We start from the raw sequence: 23,474 nt of genomic DNA on the forward strand, positions 1-23,474 counted from the left end.
GGGGCAGGCCGAGCGGAGGATGGCGTACGTGGCGGGCAGCAGCGCAGGGCGGGACCGGACGCGGCCGGACGGTCCCGGGAGCGAGCCGACGGGCGCCCCGGAGCGCTTGTCGCTCAGCGCCCGTGCGCGGGACGCGGTCCGGCAGCGGATCGTCGACCGCCGCTACCCGCAGGGCGCCCGCCTCGTGGAGCGCGAGGTCGCCGAGGAGCTGCGGATGTCCCGGGTCCCGGTCCGCGAGGCGCTGCGCGCCCTGGTGGGCGAAGGGCTCCTGGAGCTGCTGCCGCACAGCGGGGTCCGGGTGCGCCGGCTGGAGCGGACCGATGTGGAGCACCTGTACGAGGTGTGGGAGCCGCTCGCGGTCCAGGCCTCCCGGCTCGCGGCCCGCCGGGTGGCCCGGTCCGCCCCGGCGGAGCTGCCGGGCGTCACCGCGCTGCGGACCTCGCTCGACCGGGCGGAGCAGGCGGCGTCCGACGACGAGGGGACCCGCGAGGTGGCGGCCCACACCGCCTTCCACGAGGACATCGTGGCCCTGAGCGGCAACCCGATGCTGGCCCGCACCATGGAGCAGCTCAGCGGACAGCTCCAGCTGCTGTTCGGGATGCGGGAGGAGCCGGAGCACATGCGGGCCCAGCACGCGGTCATGTTCCGGTACATCGCGACGGGCGACGAGGAGTCGGCGGCGGCGAGCACACTGCTGCACGTACGGGACAGCCGGGCCGTGGCCCTGCGGTCCCTGTTCCTCGACACCTGACCCTTTGTATACCAATCAGCCCCACCCTCCGAAGCCTCCTCAAGAGCAGCGCCCACTTCCTGCACGTTTCCTGCACGCACAGAGAGCGGAATCACTCCTTCCCAGATCGCCGACGATCCTGGTATACAAAATGCTCCCACGTTCGCTTCCGCTTGCCGCGGCCGAAGGAGCCCTCCCATGTGCGTCGAGAACACCCCGCCCCCCTCCGGCCGGCTGACCAGGCGAGGTGTGCTCGCCGGAGCCGCGGCCCTGGCCGGTACGTCCGCGGTCCTGGCCCGGGCAGCACCCGCCGCGCAGGCTTCGTCGCGCGGTGCGTCCGGCCGGGGCGGCGATCTGGTCGTGGAGGGCGGCACGCTGCTCGACCCGCTGACCGGTGAGGTCACCGAGGACGCGGTCGTGATCATCACCGGGGGCGTCGTCCGCGCGGCCGGTGCCCGGAACCGCCTCGGAACGCGGGTGCCCTCCGGCGTACCGGTGCTGCGCGCCCACGGGCAGTGGATCCTGCCGGGTCTGGTGGACGCCCACATCCACCTCAACACGGCGGCCGAGGCGCGCGACGCGGTCCTCAAGGGCGCGACCAGCGCACGCAGCGGCTCGACCAACTTCTACCAGGACATCGCCGTACGGGAGCTGGCCCGCCAGGCGCCGGAGCGGGCGCCCCGGCTGCGGGCCGCGGGCATCTTCGTCACCCCGGACCTCGGCGACACGATCCTCGCCGACCCGGACCTCGCACCGCTCGCCCGGCTGCGCGACGGGGTGCGCTCGCCCGAGGCGCTGCGCCGGGTGGTCGAGGTCAACCTCGCGCGCGGGGCCGACACCGTGAAGACCCGGGTGAACGAGCGGGCCGGCCTGCCCGAGCAGGACCCGCTGGTCCAGGTCTACGACCACGAGCAGCTGTCCGCGATCGTGGCGGCGGCCCGGCGCGGCGGAAAGGGGGTGCTCTGCCACAGCTACAGCGAGAAGGGCTGCCACGACGCGGTCACGGCCGGCATCCGTTCGCTGGAGCACGGGGCGTTCGTCGGTGAGCGCACGCTGCGCGAAATGCGCCGCAGGGGTACGTACTTCACGCCGACGCTCACCGCCATCGCCGGGCTCGCCGAGTCCCCGGACCCGGTTCTGGCGGAGCGCGGCCGCACCTATCTCCCGGTCCTGAAGCGGGCGGTCCTGGCCGCCCACGAGCTGGGCGTCCCCCTCGCCGCGGGCACGGACTCCTCGGGCGGAACGGTCGACCCGATCGGCCGCGAGGTGGAGCTGATGCACGCGGCCGGGCTCTCCGCCCTGGACGCGATCCGTACGGCGACCACGGGCGCCGCGAAGCTCCTGGGGTTCGACGCCACGGCCGGCCGGCTGGCGCGGGGCTTCGCCGGTGACGTCCTCGTCGTGGACGGCGACCCGCTGGCCGACCTCGGCGTGCTGAGCCGCCCGGCGCGGGTGGTGCGGGCAGGGTTCCCGGTACCGGTCCCTGCCGCCTGACCCCGCCCCCTCTTCGCTCCCTCCCCACCCCCTTCTTCTCCCCTTCTTCCCCCTCCTCGAAGGAGTTCCTGATGCACGCCGAGTCCACCGCCTCCCCCGCCGCCGGACTCTCCCGGCGTTCCATGCTGGCCGGGGCCGCCGCCGTCGCGGGCACCGCGGCGACGCTCAGCGCCTCGGCGGCCTCGGGGGCCCAGGCCGCCGAGGCCCGACCCGCCGGGTCGGCCACCGTTCCTGCCGCCGCGGACCGGATCACGGAGCAGCCCGACCGCACGGGCGGCCACGCGCGCGCCACGGTGTTCAAGAACGTGCGGCCCTACGGAGCGGAGCGGCCCGTCGACCTCACCGTCGTCGACGGCGTCATCACCGCCGACCCCGCGCCGCGCGGCGCCAAGGTCGTCGACGGCAAGGGCAGGATCGCGCTGCCGACCCTGGTCGACGCGCACATCCACCCCGACAAGACGGCCTGGGGCGAGCCCTGGGTGACCCGGAACCCGGCGAGCACCATCGCGGAGTACACCGAGGAGGACGTGAAGCTGTACCACGCGCTGCGCACTCCGCTGAAGAAGCGCGCGGAGCGCCTGATGGGCCATGCCGTGGCCCAGGGCACCCGGGCGATGCGGGCCCATGTCGACGTCGCTCCCGCCTACGACCTGGTGGGCGTCGAGGGCGTCGGTTCCGCCCGCAGCGCCCTGCGGCACGCGCTCGACGTGGAGATCGTCGCGTTCCCGCAGCACGGGGTGGTCCGGACGCCGGGAACCAAGGAGCTGCTGGAGGAGGCCGCGCGCACCGGGGCGATCGACCGGGTCGGCGGCATCGACCCGATCGGATTCGACGAGGCGCTCGACGAACAGCTGGACATCGTCTTCGGCATCGCGGACCGGCACGGCGTCGGCGTCGACATCCATCTGCACGAGCGGGCCGCGACCGGGCTCACGTCGCTGCACGCGATCATCGCCCGCACCCGGGCGCTGTCGTTGCAGGGCAAGGTGACGGTCAGTCATGTCTTCTGCGTGCCGGGGCTTCCCGAGCGTGAACTCGACCGCCTGGCTGCCGACTTGGCGGAGGCCGGGATCTCGCTGACGACGGTCGCACCCTCGTCCGACCTGGTCCTGCCGATCGAGCGGCTGCGCGAGCACGGGGTCCATGTGGGCCTCGGCTCGGACGGTGTACGGGACTCCTGGAGCCCGTTCGGCAACGCGGACATGCTGCACCGCTCGCACCTGCTGGCCTGGGTGCGGGACGCCCGCCTCGACGAGGAGCTGGAGGCGGCCTTCCGCTCGGGGGCCGACGGCGGGGCCCGGCTCCTGGGGCTGCCGGAGGCGGACCTGAAGCCGGGGTCGCCGGCCGACTTCCTGCTGGTGCGCGGGGAGTGCCTGCCGCAGGTCGTGGTCGATCTGCCGCGCCGCGAGATGGTGGTGCGCGGCGGGCGGATCGTCGCCCGGGACGGGGAGCTGGTCGGCCACTGACTCGGCGTGCGGTCGGGTCCTGACCGGCGTACCGGTCGGCCGCTGACCTGCGTAACCGCCGCTGCCCGGCGCGGTTAGGGTGACGGCGTGAGAGTGCTGCTGGTCGAGGACGACGCCAACCTCCGCTTCGGCGTGGCCGCGGCCCTGCGCGCCGCCGGGCTCGCCGTCGACGAGGCGGTCGATCTGCCGCAGGCCGACGAGGCGCTGTTCGTCACCGCGTACGACTGCGTCGTGTTCGACCGGATGCTGCCCGGCGGGGACGCGGCGGAGTACGTGGAGGAGCTGCGCCGCTCCGGGCGGGCGGTGCCGGTGCTGTTCCTGACCGCCCGGGACACCGTCGCCGACCGGGTGGAGGGCTTCGCCCGGGGCGGCGACGACTATCTGGTCAAGCCGTTCGCCGTCCCGGAGCTGGTCGCCCGGGTGCGCAGCCTGTGCCGCCGCGCCCCGGCCGTCACTCCGCCGGTGCTGCGGGTCGGTGATCTGGAGATCGACACGGCACGGCGGCGGGTGCGGCGGGGCGGGGTGCTGCTGACGCTGACGAGCCGGGAGTTCGCGGTGCTGGAGGTGCTGGCCGACCGGGCCGACCAGGCGGTCGGCCGGGCGGAGCTGGTCGAGCGCTGCTGGGACGAGATGGCCGAGCACCGGTCCAATGTGCTGGAGGTGCTGATCTCGCAGCTGCGTCGCAAGCTCGGCGCTCCCCCGCTGCTCCACACCGTGCGCGGCACCGGCTACCGGCTGGCCGTGGCGGAGGACCCGGCCTCGTGACCGGAGCCGTACGCAGCCGGCCCCGGCGCTCCCGCCCGCTCACCCCGACCGCCCGGGTGCGCCGGCTCCGCCGCCGTATCACCCTGTTGTTCGCCCTGACCAGTGCGGTGGGGCTGGTGGCGATGGCCGTCTGGGCGGTACGCGGCGACGACGGGCGCTGGCGCGATCAGCTGGACCGGACGATGAGCGCGGACACCAACTGGGCGCTCGGTCTGCTGGAGACGGACGAGAACGGGCAGCTGGACGCCGACGTGCTGCTCGACACGGCCGGGACCGCCTGCCCGCCCCTCCATCTGCTGTCCGTCCCGCCGGACGCGGCGCCGGACGGACGCCGGATCTCTCCGGCGGATCTGGTCGTCGAGCACGCGCCCCGCACGCCCTGTCTCACCGTCGACGGTCCTGCCGTACGCCGGGCCGCCGCGTCGGCCGTGAACGCCGACGAGGAACGGTCCATCGACGGCGGCACGACGACGGGTGAGCCGGTACGTCTGTTGGCCCTGCCGTTCTATCCGCCCGAGGCCGAGGAGGACGCCCGCCCGCAGGGAGCCCTGGTCACCGTGGCGGACACCGCCGCGCAGCAGGCGGACCACCGGCGGCTCGCCTGGCGGGTGACCGGCGGCTGCGCTCTCCTGGTGTGCCTGTCGGCGCTGGTCGGGCATCTGCTGTCGGGCCGGGCGGTCCGGCCCGCCCTGGAGGCCCTGGACCGGCAGGAGTCGTTCCTCGCGGACGCCGCGCACGATCTGCGGACGCCCGCGGCCTCGCTGCGGACCCTCGCCGAGACCGCGCTGCGCGGGGACACCGACAGCACCGACGTGCACCGGCGCACGCTACGGCTGGCCGAGGGGATGGGCGCGCTGGTCGACGGGCTGCTCACCCGGGCCCGGCTGATGTCCGGGACGGCGGTGCTCGCGGCGGAGCCGCTGCGGCTGGACCAGCTGGTGGAGGCGGTGGTGGAGGACGCGCCGGCGGACGGCCACCGGGTGACGGTGGAGGCCCAGGAGGCCGTCGTGGTCGCCGACCCCGACCTCGTACGGCGTGCCGTGGCCAATCTCGTCGGCAACGCGCTCGTCCACGGCCACCTCCCCGGGGCCCCGGCCGAGGTGGAGGTCACGGTCGCCGTCGACGGGGCGTCGACGACCGTGACGGTGGAGGACGCCGGTCCGGGGCTGCCGCCCGAGGTGGCGGGGGCGCTCTTCGACCGGTTCCGGAGCGGCTCCCGGTCGACGGGGCTCGGCCTTTCCATCGCCTCCTGGGTCGCGCACGCTCACGGCGGCAGCCTCACGGCCGGACCCGGACGGCGCGGCGGGGCCCGGTTCGTGCTGCGGCTGCCCGGCGGCGGCCTGCCGTGCACGGGCGGCTGACACCGGGCCGCGCGGCTGCCGCCGGGCCGACTCAGCAAATCCTCAGCATCGACCAGGGATGCTGCCGGGTAACCGCACGGTCCGATCCCCGGGAGCAGTCCGTTGAACCACCCCGTCCGCCGTCCCGCCCTCGTCACCGCACTGGCTCTCGCCTGCGTGGTCGCGCTCACCTCCTGCACGGCCGGTCCGGCCGCCGGACCGGGGCGGGCCGCCGCCTACCCGGTCTCGGCCGACCCCGCGTCCCGGCCGGACCTCAAGCCGTTCTACGGCCAGCGGCTGCGGTGGACGGACTGCGAAACCGAGGGGTACGTGTGTGCGCGGCTGACCGTTCCCCGCGACTACACCGACCCGGGCAACGGCAAGACCTTCGTCCTTCCTGTGGCACGCGCGGCGGCCGGGAAGCCGGAACGGCGCATCGGCTCGCTCGTCTTCAACCCGGGCGGTCCCGGGGCTGCCGGGGTCCGGTCGCTCAAAGAGGGCATGGACGAGGCGTTCGGCCGGGCGGTCCGCGACCGCTTCGACATCGTCGCCTTCGACCCGCGCGGGGTCGGCGCGAGCGTCCCGGCCCTGACCTGCACGGCGGCCGATGACGAGGAGGACGAGGCCGAGGAGGACACGACGGAGCCGGCCGCGTCGGAAGGCGTCGCGCCGCTCCACCCCCGTACGGACGAGGAACGCACCGCCGCCGACGAGGGGGCGCGGGCCGCCGCGGAGGACTGCGAGCAGCACAGCGGCGACCTGCTGCGGCACGTCGGAACCCAGGACGCGGCCCGTGACCTGGATGTGCTCCGCGCCGCGCTGGGCGAGCGTGAACTGACCTACCTGGGCTGGTCGTACGGGACGAGCCTGGGCACCGCGTACGCCGAGCTGTTCCCGCGCCGGGTCCGCGCGATGGTGCTGGACGGGGCGATCGACCCGTCGCTGGACTGGTCGCAGCGGGTGCTCAGCCAGTCGGCCGGATTCCGGCGGAGCGTGGACGACTACGCCGACCACTGTGCGGAGATCGCGGGCGACAGCTGCCCGGCCGACAGCCCCGACGCGATACGCGCGCTGATCGAACGGCTCTACACCCGTGCCGGACGCGAGCCGCTGCCGGTCTCCGAGGACAGCTCCTACGCGGAGTACGGCGGGATGGACGCGACGGCCGTCCTGGACGCGGTGTCGATGGCGATGTACACGCCGGAGGACCAATGGGAGCCGCTGTCGCGGGCGTTGGCCGCGGCGGACGCGGGTGACGCGACCGAACTGGGCGCGCTGGATGAGGAGGAGCCGGCCGAGGAGGAGCCCGCCCCCGAGAACGGCGGGGAGGACGGCCCGGGCGACGAGGACTTCACCCCCGTCGACAACGAGGGCGCCGCGCTGACCGCGGTCAACTGCCTGGACGTCCCGCACCCTCGCGGCCTCGACGCCTACTGGGACGTCCTGCCGCGTGCGGAGAAGGCCGCGGGCGTCTACGGCACCGCCGGGGTGACCGCCGAACTCACCTGCCGTGGCTGGCCGTCCGGCGGCCGGACGCCGCACCGGGTCGACGCCGACGGGGTGCCGCCGGTGCTGGTCGTGGGCACCACCGGCGACCCGTCCACCCCGTACGCGGAGGCGGTGAGCCTCGCGGAGCAGTTCCCGGGCGGGATGCTGCTCACGTACGAGGGGATGGGGCACACCGCGTACGGGCGCGGCGACGCCTGTGTCACGGAGAAAGTCGACGCCTATCTCGTCGGCCTGAAGCCCGTCCGCCCCGGCGCGACCTGCTGACCGGGGCGGGCCGTCGGCCTGTCTGTCGGACCGTCAGCTCTGCTGCGCCTCCTCGGCGTTGCGCCAGACGGTCAGGTCGAGGGTGATGTAGCGGCTGGGGTCGTCCGGGCCCGACTTGCCGCGGTAGGTCACCACGGCGATGTGTCCGGCCTTGCTGAGGACGCAGATCTCCGACCCGGACGTGAGCTGTTCGAGCTCGATCTTCTCGGTGAAGCGGGTCTCCTGACGGCAGACCTCCAGGGAGCCCTTCTGCGAGTTCTTCAGCACCACCAGCTTCCCGTTGGCGCTGCCGACCCGCTCGTCGCCGAAGAGGGAATCCCGGTAGAAGTAGAAGTCCCCCTTGCCGTAGCTGACGCCGCTGCCCTCGTCCTCCACCGGCCGGGGCGGATGGTCGGCCAGCTTCAGGGCGTAGTTCGCCGTCATGTCTATGCCCTTGTACGAGACCGGCTTGGGGTCGGCCGGCTTGTCCCCGGCCTTGTCCGCGGAACCGCCGCCGCTCGAACCGCCGTCGGAGGACGCCGTGGACCGGTCGCCCTTGCCGGATGTGTCGGAGTCGTCAGGCAGCAGGTTGCCGATGACGCCGAGGACGACCAGCGCGCCGAAGACCGAAGCGCCGATGATCAGACCCGTCCGCTTGGGGCGCGGCGCGGCGGGCTGGAAACCGGACGTGCTCCAGCCGGGCTGCTGGATCCCCGACTGCGGGAACCCGGGCTGCTGGAAGCCGGGTTGAGCGAATCCGGACTGCTGGTGGGGCGCCGGAGTGGGGTAGCCCTGGGGGCGGGTGTTCTGCTGCCAGTGGCCGGGCGGCACGGCGCCCGGCGCACCGGGGGCTCCGGGTGCGGCGGGCCCGGTCTGGGTGGGTGCGGCGGCCACCGCGTAGCCGGTCGGGGTGTAGTGCGGGCCTCCCGGCGGCGGGGTCGACGGCGCCTGCGGGGAGGCCTGGGTGGGCGTGGGCGCGGTGGTGGGCTGTGGCGGCGGGGTGGGCGCGGGTGCGGGGAGCTGGTGCCGTTCGGTGATCGAGCCGGCGACCGCCCGCGGGAGCCAGTCCTCGCCCTGGCGCAGGGGTTCGGGCGAGATCTCGTGGCAGATGCGGATGATGTCGGCGAGGGCGGGCCGGTCGGCGGGGTCGCGGCTGAGGCAGCGGGTGACCAGGGGCCGGAGTTCGTCGGGCAGCCGGCTGAGGTCGGGGTCCTCGTGCACGATCCGGTAGAGGACGGCGTGCGAGGGCCCGTCGCCGAACGCGGGTGCGCCGATCGCGGCGTACGCGGCGATCTGCCCGAGGGCGAACACATCGGTGGCCGGGGTGATCGTCCCGGCGGCCGCCTGCTCCGGCGCCATGAACGCCGGAGTGCCCACGCTGACCCCCGTACCGGTCAGGGCGGTCGTGTCGGCGGCCCGGGCGATGCCGAAGTCGATGACCCGCGGCCCGTCGGAGGCCAGCAGCACGTTCGCGGGCTTCAGATCACGGTGCACGATGCCCGCACCGTGAATCACTCCCAGCGCCTCGGCCACCCCGACCGTCAGCAGCAGCACGCTGCGCAACGGCAGCCCGCCGTGCCGGGACACCGCATGCGCCAGCGAAGGCCCGGGCACATACGCCGTCGCCAGCCACGGCTGCGCACCCTCGGTGTCCGAATCGATCACCGGCGCGGTGTACAGCCCCTGCACCCGCTGCGCCGCCCGCACCTCCTGCTGGAAGCGTCGCCGGAACTCCGGGTCCTCACTGAACTCGGCCCGGATCACCTTGATCGCGAGGGGCCGGCCACCGGGCGTGTACGACAGGTACACCTTGCCCATACCGCCCGCACCCAGCACTGCGGCCAGCCGATAGCCCCCCACCACCGCGGGATCGTCGGCCTTGAGTGGCTGGAACGGGTCGGTCGAAGGCGCGCTGCTCATAAGGAACCATCCCCCTGGTCACGGCAGTCCGGAGCCTGCACACGCCCCGAAGATCAGACGAGAGCGTATCGAATATCCGGGCAGGGTCAGGGACTGGCCACGTCGAAGGTGTACCGCAGCGGGGCGCGGTCGGTGCGGGGGTCTCGGCGGTAGACGTACAGCGCCGACACCCGTACGTCCGCTCCGACGCCGCCCGGGCCGTCGAGATCGCCCGAATCGCCGGAATCACCGCGGTCATCGGGATCGCCGGGGTCCTCCGGCGGGCAGGGGAGGGTGACCTGCAGGACATGTGGCCGGCCGGCGACCCTCGTGCGCAGCCCGTCTGCCGGGCCTCCGTCGAGTACCGCGGACTCCCAGCGTGACGCCTCGTTCCTTTCCATGACGACAGTTTAACTATTGCGCAATCCATGAATACTCATGAGGTCCGCCGAGCGGTACCGGACGCCTGCCGTCCGCCCGGAGGACCGGCCTTGCCGCACCCCCGCGCCGGGTCCATCCTGGTGCCATGGGTGACCTGGCCGGCCCCGAGCCGACGGTGTCCGTCCGGCAGGACCTCCGGTTGCTGGAGGCCGCCGGGGCGCACCCGGCCGGTGCCTCCGCGCAGCAGCTGGCCCACGAGGCCGGGCTGTCGGACGTCACTGCCCGGCGGCTGCTGCACGAGCTCGCCCTGGACGGTTATCTGGACGAGCTGGACGACGGCGCGTTCGCCCTCCACGAGCGGAACCTGCGGTCGCAGCCGGACGCGGACGGCCTGGCGCTGCAGCACCGCATCCGCCCCCTGCTGTCCTCGTTGCGCGACAGCCTGTCCGCCGCCGCCTATCTGACGCTGTACGACGAGGGCGAGATCCGGGTCCTGGAGATCGTCGACAGCCCGCGGGCCCCACGGGTGGACGTCTGGGTGAGCTTCCAGGAAGCCGGACACGCCACCGCGCTCGGCAAGAGCGTGCTCCGCGAGCTGGACGAGGAGGCGCGCGCCAACTACCTCTCCCGGCACGCCCTGCCCGACCTCACCCCCCGCACCATCACCCATCGCGAGGAGTTGCTGCGGGAGCTCGACTCCGCCCCGGCGGGCCCGCTCTCGCTGGACCGGGGGGAGTACACCCGGGGCACGACCTGCGTGGCGGTGCCCGTGTACAGCGGTGACCAGGTCGGCTCGATCGGCATCTCGTTCCGGTCGGACCGGATGTACCGGACCACCGAGGTCAGGGCGCGGCTGCTGGAGTCGGCGCTGCGCGTCACACGGCGGCTGACCCTTCCGGAGTGCTGAGCCTGCCGGAGTGTTCCGGGCCGCCCGCGGCGGCGGACGCGCCCCCGACGGCCTCTCAGCCGGTGACGATGCCGGCGACCAGGTTGATCGTGGTGGCCAGGATGCTCGCGCCGAACACGTACGACAGCAGACAGTGCCGGAGAGCGACCGCGCGGATCCTGGAGGTGGAGACGTTGGTGTCGGAGACCTGGTAGGTCATGCCCAGGTTGTAGCTGAAGTAGAGGAAGTCGATGTAGCGCGGCGGTTCCTTCGTGTTGAAGTCGATCCCGCCGGCGGGCGGCCGGTAGTAGATGTACGCGTAGCGGGCGGCGTACATCAGATGCAGCGCCGCCCAGGACATGAACACGCCGCAGAGGGCCAGGGCGGCCGCCGCGTGGCTCAGGTCGGAGTCGCCGATCAGGAGCAGCAGCACGATGCCGACCAGCCCGGACAGGGCGGCCGTGACGACGACGAGTTCCTCGGCCACGGGCCGGAACTCCTCGCGCCGGGCGTTCGCATGGGTGGCGGTGGCGTCCATCGGCCACAGGACGAGCCAGCCCGCGACGACGAAGAGGGTCTCCGCGGCGGCGATGCCGACGAGGATGCCCAGCGGCGCGTTGGTGAGCAGGAGGCCGACCAGCAGCCCGACGGCGGCTCCGGCCACCGCTGAGCAGGCGAGCCGGGGAACGGCGGGGAGCAGGATCCGACGGTTCATGGGAGCCTCACGTGTGCTGCCCGAGGAGGGGCCCGGGGCCCTGCCCCGCAGGCGCCCCACGGCGAGGGCCGGACCGTGTCAGCGTATGCGCGCGGGGTCCGGGGCGCAGCCCGGAGCGGCCCCCTGAGCCGAGTGGCAGCCGGGAATCACCGGACATAGCCTGCCCGGAAGGACCCGTTTCGCGCCGCCGCACCGTCCGGCCCGTCATACCCGCAGGTGAAAGGGTGGAAGTGTCGTGAGCACCGGCAACGAAGCACAGGAGCCCCTGGAGCCCCGGGTCGGTCCCGTTCCCGAGGCCGATCCGGAGTTCCGGCCCTACCACCACCCGGCCGCCGGCTGGGGAGCGGCGAAGAGCGTGACCCGCTTCCTGGTGGAGGAGCGCGCGCTGGTGGACGGTCCACGGGCCATCATGCGGATGAACCACGAGAACGGCGGTTTCGACTGTCCCGGGTGCGCGTGGCCGGACGACACCAAGGGCCTGCACCTGGACATCTGCGAGAACGGCATCAAGCACGTCACGTGGGAGATGACCCGCAAGCGCGTGGACCGCGACTTCTTCGCCGCGCACTCGGTGACCGAGCTGGCCGGGTGGAGCGACTACGACCTGGAGAACCAGGGCCGGCTGACCGAGCCGATGGTGTACGACGCGGCATCCGACCACTACGTGCCGATCAGCTGGAAGGACGCGTTCGAGCTGGTCGGAGCCACCCTGCGCGGCCTCGACAGCCCGAACCGGGCGGCGTACTACACCTCCGGGCGGCTCGGCAACGAAGCCACCTTCCTCTACCAGCTGATGGCCCGCGAACTGGGCACGAACAATCTGCCGGACTGCTCCAACATGTGCCACGAGGCCAGCGGGCGGGCCCTCCAGGCCTCCCTGGGCACCGGGAAGGGGACGGTCGACCTCAAGGACTGGGAGTCCGCGGACGCCCTGTTCATCCTGGGCGTCAACGCCGCGTCGAACGCTCCCCGGATGCTCACCGCCCTCGCCGAGGCCGACCGTCGCGGCGCGCAGATCGTGCACGTCAACCCGCTGGTCGAGGCGGCGGCCACCCGCACCATCGTTCCGCACGACTTCACGGACATGGCGCTCTTCAAGGCCACGAAGACCAGCACGCTGAACCTCCAGCCGCGCATCGGCGGCGACATGGCGCTGCTGCGCGGCATGGCCAAGGCGATCCTGGAGAAGTCGGCGAGCGACCCCAAGGCCCTGGACGTCGCGTTCATCGACCGCCACACCACCGGCTTCGAGGAGTACCGGGCGCTGTGCGAGGCCACGCCCTGGGAGGAGTTGGAGCACCAGTCCGGGCTGAGCCGCGACGACATCCTCAAGGCGGCGCAGGTGTACGAGGAGGCCGACCGTTCCATCGTCAGCTGGTGCCTGGGCCTCACCCAGCACGAGCACGGCGTCGACACCGTCCGCGAGATCGTCAACCTCCTGCTGCTGCGCGGCAATCTCGGCCGGGAGGGCGCGGGCCCCTCCCCCGTGCGCGGCCACAGCAACGTCCAGGGCAACCGCACCTGCGGCATCGACCACCGCCCCACCGAGGCGTTCCTGGACCGGCTCGCCGAGGCCTGCACGATCGATCCGCCCCGCGAACACGGCCTGGACACCGTGCGGACGATCCAGGCGATGCGGGACGGCGAGGTGAAGGTGTTCGTCGGGATGGGCGGCAACTTCGCGCTCGCCGCGCCCGACACCCCGGCCACGTACGCGGCGCTGCGCTCCTGCGACCTCACCGTCCAGGTGAGCACCAAGCTGAACCGCAGTCATGTCGTGCACGGCCGCGCGGCCCTCATCCTGCCGTGCCTCGGACGCACCGAGAAGGACCACCAGCGCAAGGGCGTCCAGAGCACCTCGGTCGAGGACTCGATGAGCATGGTCCACATGTCCGTCGGGATGAAGCGCCCCGCGTCCCCGCACCTGCTGTCCGAGCCGGCCATCGTCGCCGGGATGGCGCGCGCCGCCCTGCCGGACAGCGAGACGCCCTGGGACTGGTACATCGAGGACTACGACCGGATCCGGGACACGATGGCCGAGGCGCTGGACGGCTTCGAGGACTTCAACCGCCGGGTCCGGCTGCCCCTCGGCTTCCGGATCAAGCAGCCCGCCCGCGAACTGGTCTTCCTGACCCCGTCGGGGCGCGCCGAGTTCTCCGCGGCCGCCCTGCCCGACGTGGTGCCCGTGCCCGGCACCCTGGCGCTCGGCACGATGCGGTCGCACGACCAGTGGAACACCACCATCTACTCCGACAACGACCGCTACCGGGGCATCAAGAACCTGCGCACGCTGGTCTTCATGAACCGGGCCGACATGCGCGAGCGCGGCATCGCCGACATGGGCCCCGTCGACATCACGAGTACGGCGAAGGACGGCAGCCGGCGGTTCCTGACCGGCTACACGGCGATCCCGTACGACATCCCGCGCGGCTGCGCGGCCGGCTACATGCCGGAGATGAACGTGCTGTGCGCGCTGGGCGACTACAGCACCCAGAGCGACCAGCCGATCATGAAGCACGTCAAGGTCACGGTGGTCCCGGCGGCCTGAGCGGTCACCGGCCCGGCCGCGCGCCCGTACGGGGTCAGGCCGGTGGCCGGGCGAACCGCTCCAGGAGCAGGTAGGCGCGTCGTTCCGCGGCGGCGAGTTCGGTGGGGTCGATCTCCGCCGACCAGAGCTCCCCCGCCGCGGCGTCGTCGGCGGTACGCAACTCCACGACGGCCGCCGCCAGTTGTGCCTGGGCAGCGGGGAAGGGCGCCGTCGAGCCTCCGTCCAGGACGCGTTCGGCGTGGCCCGAAGCGGCCCGGCACGCGGCCAGGGCGCGCCGCGCCCGCACGGCGGCCCGGTCGTGGACCACCAGCAGCGCGCAGACCAGTGCGATGCCGACCCCGAGCAGACTGCCCAGCGCCCGGTCCTGGACGAGGTCCCCGGCCGGCGAGGGAGCGGCGAGATCGGTGAGCAGCAGTGCCAGCGGGGTGAGGAAGACGACGCCGAGACCGTAGTTGCGGGCGACGACGTACTCCAGCAGGAACTCCATCACCACGATCACCAGGACGAGGACCACCGGTTCGGGGCGCGCGGCGAGCACGCCGAGCGCGAGCAGCAGCCCCGCCATCGTGCCCAGGGTCCGCTGCACGGCCCGCTGCGCCGCCGTCCGCACATTGACCGAGTGCAGCACCGCCGCCGCGGAGATCGCCGCCCAGTAGCCGTGGCCGAGCCCCAGCGGGAGCGCCGCCGCTCCGGCGAGCCCGGTGCCGAGGAACATGCGCAGCGCGGGCACGGTCAGGACCGCCGTACGGGCGGCGCTGCCGTGTCCCCGCCCCGTCACCAGCTCGGTGGCCCGCGCCTCGGCGGCGCGCAGGGTGGCGCTGTCCGGGGCGCTCGCGGGCGGGGTGGCCTCGGACCGGGCGGCTGCGGGCGGGACGGCCAGGGTGCGGGACAGGGCCGCCGGTTCGGGGAGCATCGGTGGCGGGCGTCGGCGGCGGCTCACCAGGAGCGCGGCCTGACGGCGCAGATCCCGGGCCGGGCCGTGGGGGTCGCCGGGCGCCCGGCGCGCCGAACCGATGAGCAGCGCCCAGGCACACCGATCGCCGATCAGTTCCTGCACATCCGGGCGGGCGGCGACCTCGCCCTGTTCCAGGCCCTGAACCGGCTGCTGGGCGATGGGGCTCACCCAGCACAAGCACGGGGTGCCCACCATCCGCGAGGTGATCAACTTCCTGCCGGCCCAGGGCAACATCGGCAGGCCCGGAGCGGGCGCCTGCCCGGTGCGCGGGCACTGCCCGACAGTGCGGTCACCGAGGCCGCGATGCGCACCTGCCGGCTCACCGCGCACATCTCCACCGAGCTCAACCGCTCCCACACGGTCTGCGGCGACACCGCCCTCATCCTGCCGACCCTCGGCCGCAGCGACCGGGACGTGCAGGCCACCGGCGAGCAGTTCGTGACCGTCGAGGACTCCATGAGCGACGTCCACGCCTCCCGGGGAAAGCTGCCGCCCGCCTCCCCGCACCTGCTCAGCGAGGTCGCGATCATCGCCCGGCTCGCCCGGCTGACCCTGGGCGAGGAACCCGCGATCCCCTGGGAGCAGTTCGAGGCGGACTACGGCACCGTCCGCGACCGGATATCCCGGGTCGTCCCGGGCTTCGAGGACTTCAACGCGCGGGTGGCCGTGCCCGGCGGCTTCACCCTGCCCAACCCGGTGAACCCGGCCATGGGGACCACCGGTACAGCCGTTGGCGCCAAGCACTTGATCATGAAGTGGATGTATGAGGGGCGGAGTATGCAGAAGTCCTGTGTTTCTTCCCGGCCCAGGTCACCGGTACGGCACCGTGGTGAGAAAGTCCAGGACGAGTGGGCTTGCCACGGCGCGGTACTCCTCGAAATAGGCGTGCCGTGCTCCGGGGATCATGTGCAGCCGGGCGCCGGGGATGTGGTTCGCGAGCAGGGAGGCGTTTGCGGCGGGGTTGAGCAGGTCGTCGCTACCGTGGACGACCAAGGTGGGTGCGCTGATACCGGGCAGGAGCTGCCACGCGTCGTGCTGGTTGCTGGCCACCAGGTGGCGACGCCGGGCGTGGGCAGGCATGCCCGGGTCGCCGAGCGTCTGGTACGGGCCGGGGTGGGCCGCCAGCCAGGCCGGGGTGTACATCAGTTCCAGCAGGGCCTGTCGCGCCGCGCCCGGTTGAACCTGTGCCAGCGACATGCGTACGTCGTTGTCGCGTTCAACGCCGTGCGGGCCGCCCGGCGACGTGCACCCGAGAACCAGGGCACGCACCCGGTGCGGATGGCGGGCCGCGAGCTGCTGGGCCACGCGTCCGCCCATGGACGTGCCGTAGACGTCGGCCCGGTCGACACCGAGGTCGTCGAGCACCGCGATCACGTCCAGAGCGAAGCCCTCGGTGCTGTAAGGCTTGTCGGGCTTGTCGCTCTCCCCCGTCCCGCGGTAGTCGAGCGTGATGGTGCTGCGGTCGGCGTGGAAGTCGTCGCGCACACCGTCCCACCAGTGATGGTTGTTCGCCTGGCCCGCCAGCAGAACCAGCGGTGCCCCCTCGCCCCGGATCTGATAGGCGATACCAATCCCGTCAGGCGTCGTCGTGTGCGGCATTCAGGTCGTCACTCCTCATGGGCAGGATTCAGCGCGCGTGGTGACGCTGAGAGCGTCCGTAATCGAGTACCGCATGGACTGTATGACCTGCGTGTTCACCTCTGTGCCTGACTTCTCCATGCCACCTGCGGAGCAACTGAGGAGTGAACCGGCCGATGCAGCCACCACAGCACCCGTCCGGTCCGGCACGGTGACCGCCTCCGACCCCCCTGAGCATCCCTGGCGAGGCATTGAACTGGACGTGTACGAGCGGCATATGGGCGACTCGCGGGTCGCGCAGCTCCAGCGGCTCCGCGATATCACCGGTGAGCAGCTCGCGGCGTACCCGTTCCGCGCCGTCGGGGTGCTGGGAGTCGCGGGAGGACCGCTCCGTGAGGATCGAGCCCGTCTTCGCGGCTATCTTCCCGCCGCGGGTGCGGCAGGCGCTGTGCCTGCGGGAGGACGTCGGGCGGCACAACGCCGTGGACAAGGTCGTCGGCCACGCCCTGCGGTCGGGGCTCCTTCCGCTGCGCGGGTCGGTCCTGATGGTGAGCGGCCGGGCCTCGTTCGAGCTGGTGCAGAAGGCGGTGATGGCCGGCGTCCCGATGCTCGCGGCGGTCTCCGCGCCGTCCTCGCTCGCGGTCGACCTCGCGGCGGAGAGCGGTCTGACCCTGGTCGGGTTCCTGCGCGGCGCGTCCATGAACGTGTATGCGGGCGACGGCCGGGTGCGCCTCGCGCCGGTGGACTGAGACGGCGTCGGGCGGTGACGGGTGCCCCGGTGGGGCGATTGGCGTTCCGTGGGGGCGTCCGGCAGACCCATGGGGTGCTGTTCCGTCAACTCGAGTATCTGGTGGCCCTCTCCCGCGAGCGTCACTTCGCCCATGCCGCCCAGGCCTGTCATGTCTCCCAGCCCGCCCTGTCGGAGGCGGTCCGCAAGCTGGAGGACGAGCTCGACGTACCGCTGGTGCTGCGCGGCCGCAAGTACGAGGGGCTGACGCCCGAGGGCGAGCGCATCGTCGTGTGGGCGCAGCGGACCCTGGCGGACCGGGACGCCCTCACGAGCGAGGCCGGTCTGTTGCGTACCGGGCTCGGCGGGCGGCTGCGGATCGGTGCGGTGCCGACCGCGTCCGGGGCGGTCGCGCTGCTGACCGCGCCCTTCTGTCTGGCGCATCCGCTGGTCACGGTGGAGGTCATAGGGGATCTGCAGTCCGGGGACGTGCTGCGGCAGTTGCGGGACTTCGAGATCGACGCGGGAATCACCTATGTCCACGAGGGGCTCGGGGAGCAGTACCGGACGGTTCCGCTGTACGAGGAGCGGTACGTGCTCCTCACCGCGGCCGCCGACGCCCCGGCCCACCGGACGGCGGCGACCTGGGCGGAGGCGGCACGGCTGCCCCTGTGTCTGCTGACGGAGGCGATGCAGGGGCGCCGGGTGCTGGACGAGCTGTTCACGGAGGCCGGGGTGCGGCCCTCGCCCCGGGTCGAGACGGACTCGGTGGCGGCGCTCTTCGCCCATGTCAGGACGGGCCGCTGGGCGAGCGTCGTGCCGCACACCTGGCTGCATGTCTTCGGTGTGCCGCACGGGGTGCGGGCGGTGCCGCTGGTCGAGCCGGCCCGGACGGTGCCGGTCGGTCTGGCGACCGTAGCCCGGGAGCCGGGGTCGGTGCTGGCCCGCGCCCTGCGGGAGATCGCGGGCCGCACCGATGTGGCCGCCGCTCTGGAGCGGCTGCCCGAGGACCGGGACGTTTCCTAGTCGGACTTCCCGTCCTGGTCCGGGGGGAGGCCCACTTCCTCGCGGTCCTCCTCCAGGCGCTCGTCGAGTCGTTTCTCGTCCGGGCGGCGGGGCATTCCGCGGCTGTGGCCGGTGTCGGGGTCGCCCTCGACCTCTTCGTTCGACTTGTGGTGGTGATGGGACATCAGTCACTCACTCCTTGCCGTCGGGGGTGTCGGCGGCGGGGGTCTCGCCGTCGCCGTCGCCCTTGCGGATGGTGCAGTGCAGGGAGTCGTCGATCACATCGGCGACGATCGTGTCCCCGGGGTCGGCTTCGCCGCCGAGCAGCAGGGAGGCGACGCGGTTGTCCAGTTCGGTCTGGATCGTGCGGCGCAGCGGTCGGGCGCCGAACTCCGGCTGATAGCCGTGGGCGACCAGGAGTTTCTTCGCCGCCTCGGTGACCTCCAGGGTCATGCCCTGGGCGTGGACGCGGTGCTTGCTGCGGTCCAGGAGGTGGTCGACGATCTCGGACAGGTCGTCCTCGGTGAGGCTGTGGAAGACGATGATGTCGTCGATGCGGTTGAGGAACTCGGGCAGGAACCGGCCGCGCAGGTCCTCCATCAGCTCGTCCTTGAGCTCGGCGGCGTCGCCCTCGTGGGCGAGGATGCGGTGGGCGCCGATGTTGGACGTCATGATGACGACGCAGTGCCGGAAGTCGACGGTGCGGCCCTGTCCGTCGGTGAGGCGGCCGTCGTCGAGGATCTGGAGCAGCGTGTTGAAGACGTCGGGGTGCGCCTTCTCGACCTCGTCGAACAGGACGACGCTGTAGGGGTTGCGCCGCACCTTCTCGGTGAGCTGGCCCGCCTCGTCGTAGCCGACGTATCCGGGCGGCGCTCCGACGAGCCGGGCGACCGTGTGCTTCTCCTGGAACTCGCTCATGTCGAACCGGATCATCCGGTCGTCCTCGCCGAACAGCAGCTCGGCCAGCGTCTTGGCGAGCTCCGTCTTGCCGACGCCGGTGGGGCCGAGGAAGAGGAACGAGCCGACGGGCCGGTTCGGGTCGCCCATGCCCGCGCGGTTACGGCGTACGGCTTCGGAGACCGCGGTGACCGCCTCGTCCTGGCCGACGATCCTGGCGTGCATCTCCTCCTCCAGCTTGAGGAGCTTCTCCTTCTCGCTGGCGGTGAGCTGGGAGACGGGGATGCCGGTGCGGCGGGAGACGATGTCGGCGATGTCGGAGGAGGTGACCGAGACGACGCCCTCGCGGCGCTCCTCGATCCCGGCGAGTTCGCCCTCTACCTCGGCGATCTGCCGCTTCAGCCCGGACGCCTTCTCGAACTCCTCGCCGGCGACGGCCTCGTCCTTCTCGCGGCGCAGCTTGGCGAGGCGGTCCTCGCGGCTGACGACCTCGGTGGAGCGGTTCGCGCTGCGCAGCCGTACGCGGGCCCCGGCCTGGTCCATCAGGTCGATGGCCTTGTCGGGCAGGAAGCGGTCGCTGATGTAGCGGTCGGACAGCTCGGCCGCCGCCGTCAGGGCCCCGTCGGCGAAGCGGACCTGGTGGTGGGCCTCGTAGGCGTCCCGCAGCCCTTCGAGGATCTGTACGGTCTCCTCGACGGTCGGCTCCGGGATCAGGACGGGCTGGAAGCGGCGTTCCAGGGCGGCGTCCTTCTCGATGTGCTTGCGGTACTCGTCGATGGTCGTCGCGCCCACCACATGGAGTTCGCCACGGGCGAGGGCGGGCTTGAGCATGTTGCCCGCGTCCATCGAGCCCTCGCCGGTGGCGCCCGCGCCGACGACGGTGTGGAGTTCGTCGATGAAGAGGATGATCTCCCCTTCGGCCTTCTGCACGTCCTCGATGACCTTCTTCAGCCGCTCCTCGAACTGGCCCCGGTACTGGGCTCCGGCGACCATGCCGGACAGGTCCAGGGAGACGACCCGCTTGTCCTTGAGGGTGTCGGGCACCTCGCCGGCGACGATGCTCTGGGCGAGGCCCTCCACGATGGCGGTCTTGCCGACGCCGGGCTCACCGATGAGGACGGGGTTGTTCTTGGAGCGCCGCGAGAGGATCTCGATGGTCTGCTCGATCTCGTCGGCCCGCCCGACGACGGGGTCGAGCTTCCCCGCCTTCGCCTCCTCCGTGAGATCCCGGCCGAACTCGTCCAGGGTCGTCGCGGGCTGCTTGGCCCCGCCGGGAGCCCCGTCCGGGCCGGCCGCCCGGTCGGCCGCGCCGCGCAGCTTCCCCACATCGAGGTCGTCCGACCCCAGGAACCGCCCGGCCCCGGAGTCCGCGTCGTCGATGAGCGCGCCGAGGATGTGCTCGGGCCCGATGTAGGACACCCCGGCCGCCTGCGAGCGGGCGTAGGCGGCGGTGAGGGTCCGCTTGGCCGCCGGGGTGAGCCCGGGCTCGGCGGACGGCTCGGCGGACTCCCGGGGCAGCACCTCGTCGAGCTGCGCGGCGAGCGCGTCGGGGTCGACCCCGGCCCGGGACAGCAGCCCGCGCGAGGGTTCGACCTGGGTCGCCGCCCACAGCAGGTGCTCGGTGTCGAGGTCCGCGGTGCCGTCCTCGGCCGCTTTGCTGGTCGCCCGGCCCAGCAGCTCGTGGGAGGACTCGGTCAGCAGCCGCCCGATCGGCACGCGCTGCATCGCGGGGGGCGAGGAGGCGGGCGACATACCGAAGAACCGGTTCAGCAGATCGCTGAACGGATCGGAAGGACCGAGGGGTGAACCGAACGCCATCGACATGTCAGCTCCAGGGGCGGCGAGGGGGCCCTCCCACTCAAACGCGATGTCCACCACCCCGCAAACGGAGCGGCCCCCCGGTGCCGCCCAGGCCGGAGGCGTCTACTCCGCCATCTCGTACGCCCCCGAAAGCGCCTCGACGCGCTCCCAGATCCGGGCCGAACGCTCCGCGTCGACGACGGGACGGCGTACCGCTCCGAGCGCCCAGCTCTGCTGGTCCTCGGTGGCGGAGTCCTTGCCGTGCAGTTCGACGGCGTGCGCGGAGAAGTCGCGTACGAGCACGGCGAACAGCTCGTCCAGCAGCTCCTCGTCGAGGCCGGTCAGCCGGGCCTGCTCCAGGATCAGCTGGCCGTGGACGACGAGGGCGAAGAGCTGGCCGACGGCGAGGAGGAGGTCGAGGTCGCGGCTCTGCTCCTCGTCGGGGGCGGCCGTCTCGACGAAGGCGCACAGGGCGTCGGCCTGCTCGCGGAAGCGGGCGACGTTCGGCACCTCGGCGTACGCGTCGAACGCGGTGCGCCAGTCGTGGAAGCGTACGGAGCCGAGGCCGCGCGCCGGTCCCTGCTGGAAGAGGAACGCGTCGTCGGCGGCGTCGAGGCGGGTGGGGACGGCCGGGTAGTCGACCGGGTTGAGCAGGTGGTTGTGCATGAACTTGAGGATCAGCGCGAGGTTCACGTGGACCGTGCCCTCCAGCTTCGGCAGGCCCCGGATCTCGATGGCGGCCTGGGCGAAGTAGTTGTCCTTCTCGAAGCCCTTGGCGGCGATGACGTCCCACATGAGGTCGATGACCTTCTCGCCCTCCGTGGTCACCTTCATCTTCGTCATCGGGTTGAAGAGGAGGTAGCGGCGGTCGTCGGGCCCGGCGGAGCGGAAGTAGTCGACGGCGCGGTCGCTGAACAGCTTCATCCCGACGAGCCGGACGTAGGCGTCGGTCAGCTCGCGGCGCACGTGCGGGAAGGCGGTGACCGGGCGGCCGTAGAGGATGCGGTTGCTCGCGTGGGTGACGGCCTCGTACATCGCGTGCTCGCAGATGCCGATGGAGGCGGTGCAGAGGTTGAACTTGCCGACGTTGACGGTGTTGAGCGCGGCGTCGAAGGCGGCCCGGCCGGTGTGCAGGATGTCGGCGGGCGCCACCGGGTAGTCGTCCAGGCGGAATTCGCTGACGTACTTGGAGGAGTCGACGACGTTCTTCACCAGGTGGTACGCCTCGTGGCGGCTGTCGGCGGCGAAGAAGACGTAGCCGTCGGGGCCCTCGACGTCGGTGCGGCGGCCGAAGACGGAGACGAGACCGGCGGCGTTGCCGTTGCCGATGTAGTACTTGGAGCCGGAGGCCCGGAAGCCGCCTTCGCTGTCCGGCGTCAGCAGCATGTCGGTGGAGTAGATGTCGGCGCCGTGCGTCTTCTCGGAGAGGCCGAAGGCGAACACCTCGCCTTGCGAGAGGAGTTCGGCCGCACGGTCGCGGGCGGCGGCGTTGTCGCTCTGCCAGACCGGGCCGAGGCCGAGGATGGTCACCTGCCAGGCGTACCAGTAGTCGAGGCCGTAGAACCCGAAGATCTCGTTGAGGGCGGCGATCCGCGCGGTGTCCCAGCGCCGGTCGTCCTTCCCGGCGGCGGACGCGGGGGTGAGGAAGGTGGCGAACAGGCCCTCCTTCGCGGCGAAGGCGAGGAAGTCGCCCAGCCAGGCGCGGGAGCGGTAGTCCTCGATCAGCCGGCGCTTGCCACGCTCCTCGAACCAGTCGACGGTGGCACGCAGCAGCCTGCGGGTCTCCGGGTCGAAGTGCCGGGGGTCGTAGGTGCGCGGGTTGAACAGCAAGGACGCGGAGTCAGCCATGGAGGTCGCCTTACGGGAAGGAGGAGGGTGGTCGGTGCTTACGGAGGTGGCGGCGGGGCCGCCGCTCAGGCGTCCGGCCCGGAGGCCGCGAGCCGGTTGAGGGTGTCGAGTACGTCGTCGAGCCAGGCGATCGTCATCCGCTCGAACGCGATGCCGCCGCGCAGCACGACGTGCTGGAGCTCCTGGCCCGCGTCCTGCGGTGCGGGGGCGTCGGGCCCGGTGAAGTCGCGCAGTTCCCCGGCGAGGTAGTGCGCGAGCCGGTCCCGGTGCACCTGGTGGTGCCGTTCGACCTCGCGGATCAGGGCGGCCGGGTCGTCGAAGGCCGCGCCCCGGATCTTCACGGCGAGATCGTGCCGGAGGCTCTCGGGCTCGATCGGCTTGTGCAGCCACGCGGCGAGCGCGGAGCGGCCGGGCCCGGTGACGGAGTACTCCTTCTTGTCCGGCCGGCCCTGCTGCTCCACCTCGCGGACGAGAAGCAGACCATCGCTCACCATGCGCCCGAGCACGCGGTAGATCTGCTGGTGGGTGGCGGTCCAGAAGTACCCGATGGACCGCTCGAACCGGCGGGCCAGCTCGTAGCCGGAGCCCGGCCGCTCCAGCAGGGAGACGAGGATCGCGTGGTCGAGAGCCATACCGCGATCCTTCTATGCAACGAGTTGCATAGACAAGTCGTGGAGCTCCGGTGAGA

General features: G+C 72.5%; 17 protein-coding genes and 3 pseudogenes. 11 read left to right on the forward strand and 9 right to left on the reverse strand.

Annotation, left to right across the window (positions count from 1 at the left end; genetic code table 11):
* Window positions 1–19: 19 nt before the first annotated feature.
* The 6 genes from ACSMXR_RS02520 to ACSMXR_RS02545 all read left to right on the forward strand — a co-directional run bounded on the left by ACSMXR_RS02520 (window position 20) and on the right by ACSMXR_RS02545 (window position 7,568).
* Window positions 20–751, forward strand: coding sequence for a GntR family transcriptional regulator (locus ACSMXR_RS02520; protein WP_218526995.1), 732 nt, complete (start codon window positions 20–22; stop codon window positions 749–751).
* 177 nt (window positions 752–928) lie between these two features.
* The gene (locus tag ACSMXR_RS02525) at window positions 929–2,224 is read left to right on the forward strand and encodes an amidohydrolase family protein (protein ID WP_473171132.1); all 1,296 of its coding nucleotides are present in this window, start codon (window positions 929–931) and stop codon (window positions 2,222–2,224) included.
* Between the two features lie 71 nt (window positions 2,225–2,295).
* A complete protein-coding gene (locus ACSMXR_RS02530) occupies window positions 2,296–3,690 on the forward strand; it encodes an amidohydrolase family protein (RefSeq protein WP_473171133.1) in 1,395 nt (464 codons plus the stop codon).
* A gap of 93 nt (window positions 3,691–3,783) precedes the next feature.
* Entirely contained in the window at window positions 3,784–4,455 is a 672-nt protein-coding gene (locus ACSMXR_RS02535; protein WP_137231763.1) for a response regulator transcription factor, read from the forward strand.
* The gene (locus ACSMXR_RS02540; RefSeq protein WP_473171134.1) at window positions 4,452–5,816 is read left to right on the forward strand and encodes a sensor histidine kinase; all 1,365 of its coding nucleotides are present in this window, start codon (window positions 4,452–4,454) and stop codon (window positions 5,814–5,816) included. The genes ACSMXR_RS02535 and ACSMXR_RS02540 overlap by 4 nt, the downstream gene beginning before the upstream one ends.
* Before the next feature lie 102 nt (window positions 5,817–5,918).
* On the forward strand, window positions 5,919–7,568 hold the full coding sequence (locus ACSMXR_RS02545; protein ID WP_473171135.1) for an alpha/beta hydrolase: 1,650 nt from the start codon (window positions 5,919–5,921) through the stop codon (window positions 7,566–7,568).
* A 33-nt stretch (window positions 7,569–7,601) separates the two neighbouring features.
* Here ACSMXR_RS02545 and ACSMXR_RS02550 read toward each other — a convergent pair whose 3' ends face one another.
* Both ACSMXR_RS02550 and ACSMXR_RS02555 read right to left on the reverse strand, forming a co-directional pair.
* Window positions 7,602–9,467 carry a serine/threonine-protein kinase gene (locus ACSMXR_RS02550; RefSeq protein WP_473171136.1) on the reverse strand — a complete coding sequence of 622 codons (1,866 nt, stop codon included), beginning with the start codon at window positions 9,465–9,467 and terminating at the stop codon, window positions 7,602–7,604.
* A gap of 86 nt (window positions 9,468–9,553) precedes the next feature.
* Entirely contained in the window at window positions 9,554–9,847 is a 294-nt protein-coding gene (locus tag ACSMXR_RS02555; RefSeq protein WP_473171137.1) for a hypothetical protein, read from the reverse strand.
* A 125-nt stretch (window positions 9,848–9,972) separates the two neighbouring features.
* Between ACSMXR_RS02555 and ACSMXR_RS02560 the strand changes: the two genes are divergently transcribed.
* Window positions 9,973–10,734 (forward strand): IclR family transcriptional regulator, encoded by a 762-nt coding sequence (locus ACSMXR_RS02560; RefSeq protein WP_381855467.1) that lies wholly within the window; start codon window positions 9,973–9,975, stop codon window positions 10,732–10,734.
* Window positions 10,735–10,789: 55 nt separating this feature from the next.
* Here the strand turns inward: ACSMXR_RS02560 and ACSMXR_RS02565 are convergent, their stop codons facing one another.
* Window positions 10,790–11,428, reverse strand: a complete 639-nt coding sequence (locus ACSMXR_RS02565) for a DUF1345 domain-containing protein (RefSeq protein ID WP_376184814.1) — start codon at window positions 11,426–11,428, stop codon at window positions 10,790–10,792.
* Between the two features lie 235 nt (window positions 11,429–11,663).
* On the opposite strand from ACSMXR_RS02565, the gene ACSMXR_RS02570 reads away from it, so the two are divergent.
* Window positions 11,664–13,976, forward strand: a complete 2,313-nt coding sequence (locus tag ACSMXR_RS02570; RefSeq protein ID WP_473171138.1) for an FdhF/YdeP family oxidoreductase — start codon at window positions 11,664–11,666, stop codon at window positions 13,974–13,976.
* Window positions 13,977–14,010: 34 nt separating this feature from the next.
* Here ACSMXR_RS02570 and ACSMXR_RS02575 read toward each other — a convergent pair.
* Window positions 14,011–15,006 (reverse strand): annotated as a pseudogene (locus tag ACSMXR_RS02575) (FUSC family protein); the annotation flags it as partial.
* Between the two features lie 73 nt (window positions 15,007–15,079).
* On the opposite strand from ACSMXR_RS02575, the pseudogene ACSMXR_RS02580 reads away from it, so the two are divergent.
* Window positions 15,080–15,624: pseudogene (locus tag ACSMXR_RS02580) on the forward strand (hypothetical protein); the annotation flags it as partial.
* Window positions 15,625–15,741: 117 nt separating this feature from the next.
* Here ACSMXR_RS02580 and ACSMXR_RS02585 read toward each other — a convergent pair.
* Window positions 15,742–16,530, reverse strand: a complete 789-nt coding sequence (locus ACSMXR_RS02585) for an alpha/beta fold hydrolase (RefSeq protein ID WP_376184816.1) — start codon at window positions 16,528–16,530, stop codon at window positions 15,742–15,744.
* Window positions 16,531–16,922: 392 nt separating this feature from the next.
* Here ACSMXR_RS02585 and ACSMXR_RS02590 point away from each other — a divergent pair.
* Together ACSMXR_RS02590 and ACSMXR_RS02595 are read left to right on the forward strand one after the other, a co-directional pair.
* Window positions 16,923–17,258, forward strand: a pseudogene (locus ACSMXR_RS02590) (formate dehydrogenase accessory sulfurtransferase FdhD); the annotation flags it as partial.
* Window positions 17,259–17,332: 74 nt separating this feature from the next.
* Window positions 17,333–18,262, forward strand: a complete 930-nt coding sequence (locus ACSMXR_RS02595; protein ID WP_473171139.1) for a LysR family transcriptional regulator — start codon at window positions 17,333–17,335, stop codon at window positions 18,260–18,262.
* Here ACSMXR_RS02595 and ACSMXR_RS02600 read toward each other — a convergent pair.
* The 4 genes from ACSMXR_RS02600 to ACSMXR_RS02615 form a co-directional block, all read right to left on the reverse strand.
* Window positions 18,259–18,426, reverse strand: a complete 168-nt coding sequence (locus ACSMXR_RS02600) for a hypothetical protein (protein ID WP_170994507.1) — start codon at window positions 18,424–18,426, stop codon at window positions 18,259–18,261. The genes ACSMXR_RS02595 and ACSMXR_RS02600 overlap by 4 nt on opposite strands.
* Before the next feature lie 7 nt (window positions 18,427–18,433).
* Window positions 18,434–20,962, reverse strand: coding sequence for an ATP-dependent Clp protease ATP-binding subunit (locus ACSMXR_RS02605; protein WP_364890188.1), 2,529 nt, complete (start codon window positions 20,960–20,962; stop codon window positions 18,434–18,436).
* 99 nt (window positions 20,963–21,061) lie between these two features.
* Window positions 21,062–22,786 (reverse strand): acyl-CoA dehydrogenase family protein, encoded by a 1,725-nt coding sequence (locus ACSMXR_RS02610; protein ID WP_473171140.1) that lies wholly within the window; start codon window positions 22,784–22,786, stop codon window positions 21,062–21,064.
* A gap of 65 nt (window positions 22,787–22,851) precedes the next feature.
* Window positions 22,852–23,418 (reverse strand): PadR family transcriptional regulator, encoded by a 567-nt coding sequence (locus ACSMXR_RS02615; RefSeq protein WP_364890186.1) that lies wholly within the window; start codon window positions 23,416–23,418, stop codon window positions 22,852–22,854.
* Window positions 23,419–23,474 lie beyond the last annotated feature (56 nt).

The organism is Streptomyces sp. DSM 106670 (genome assembly GCF_055792845.1).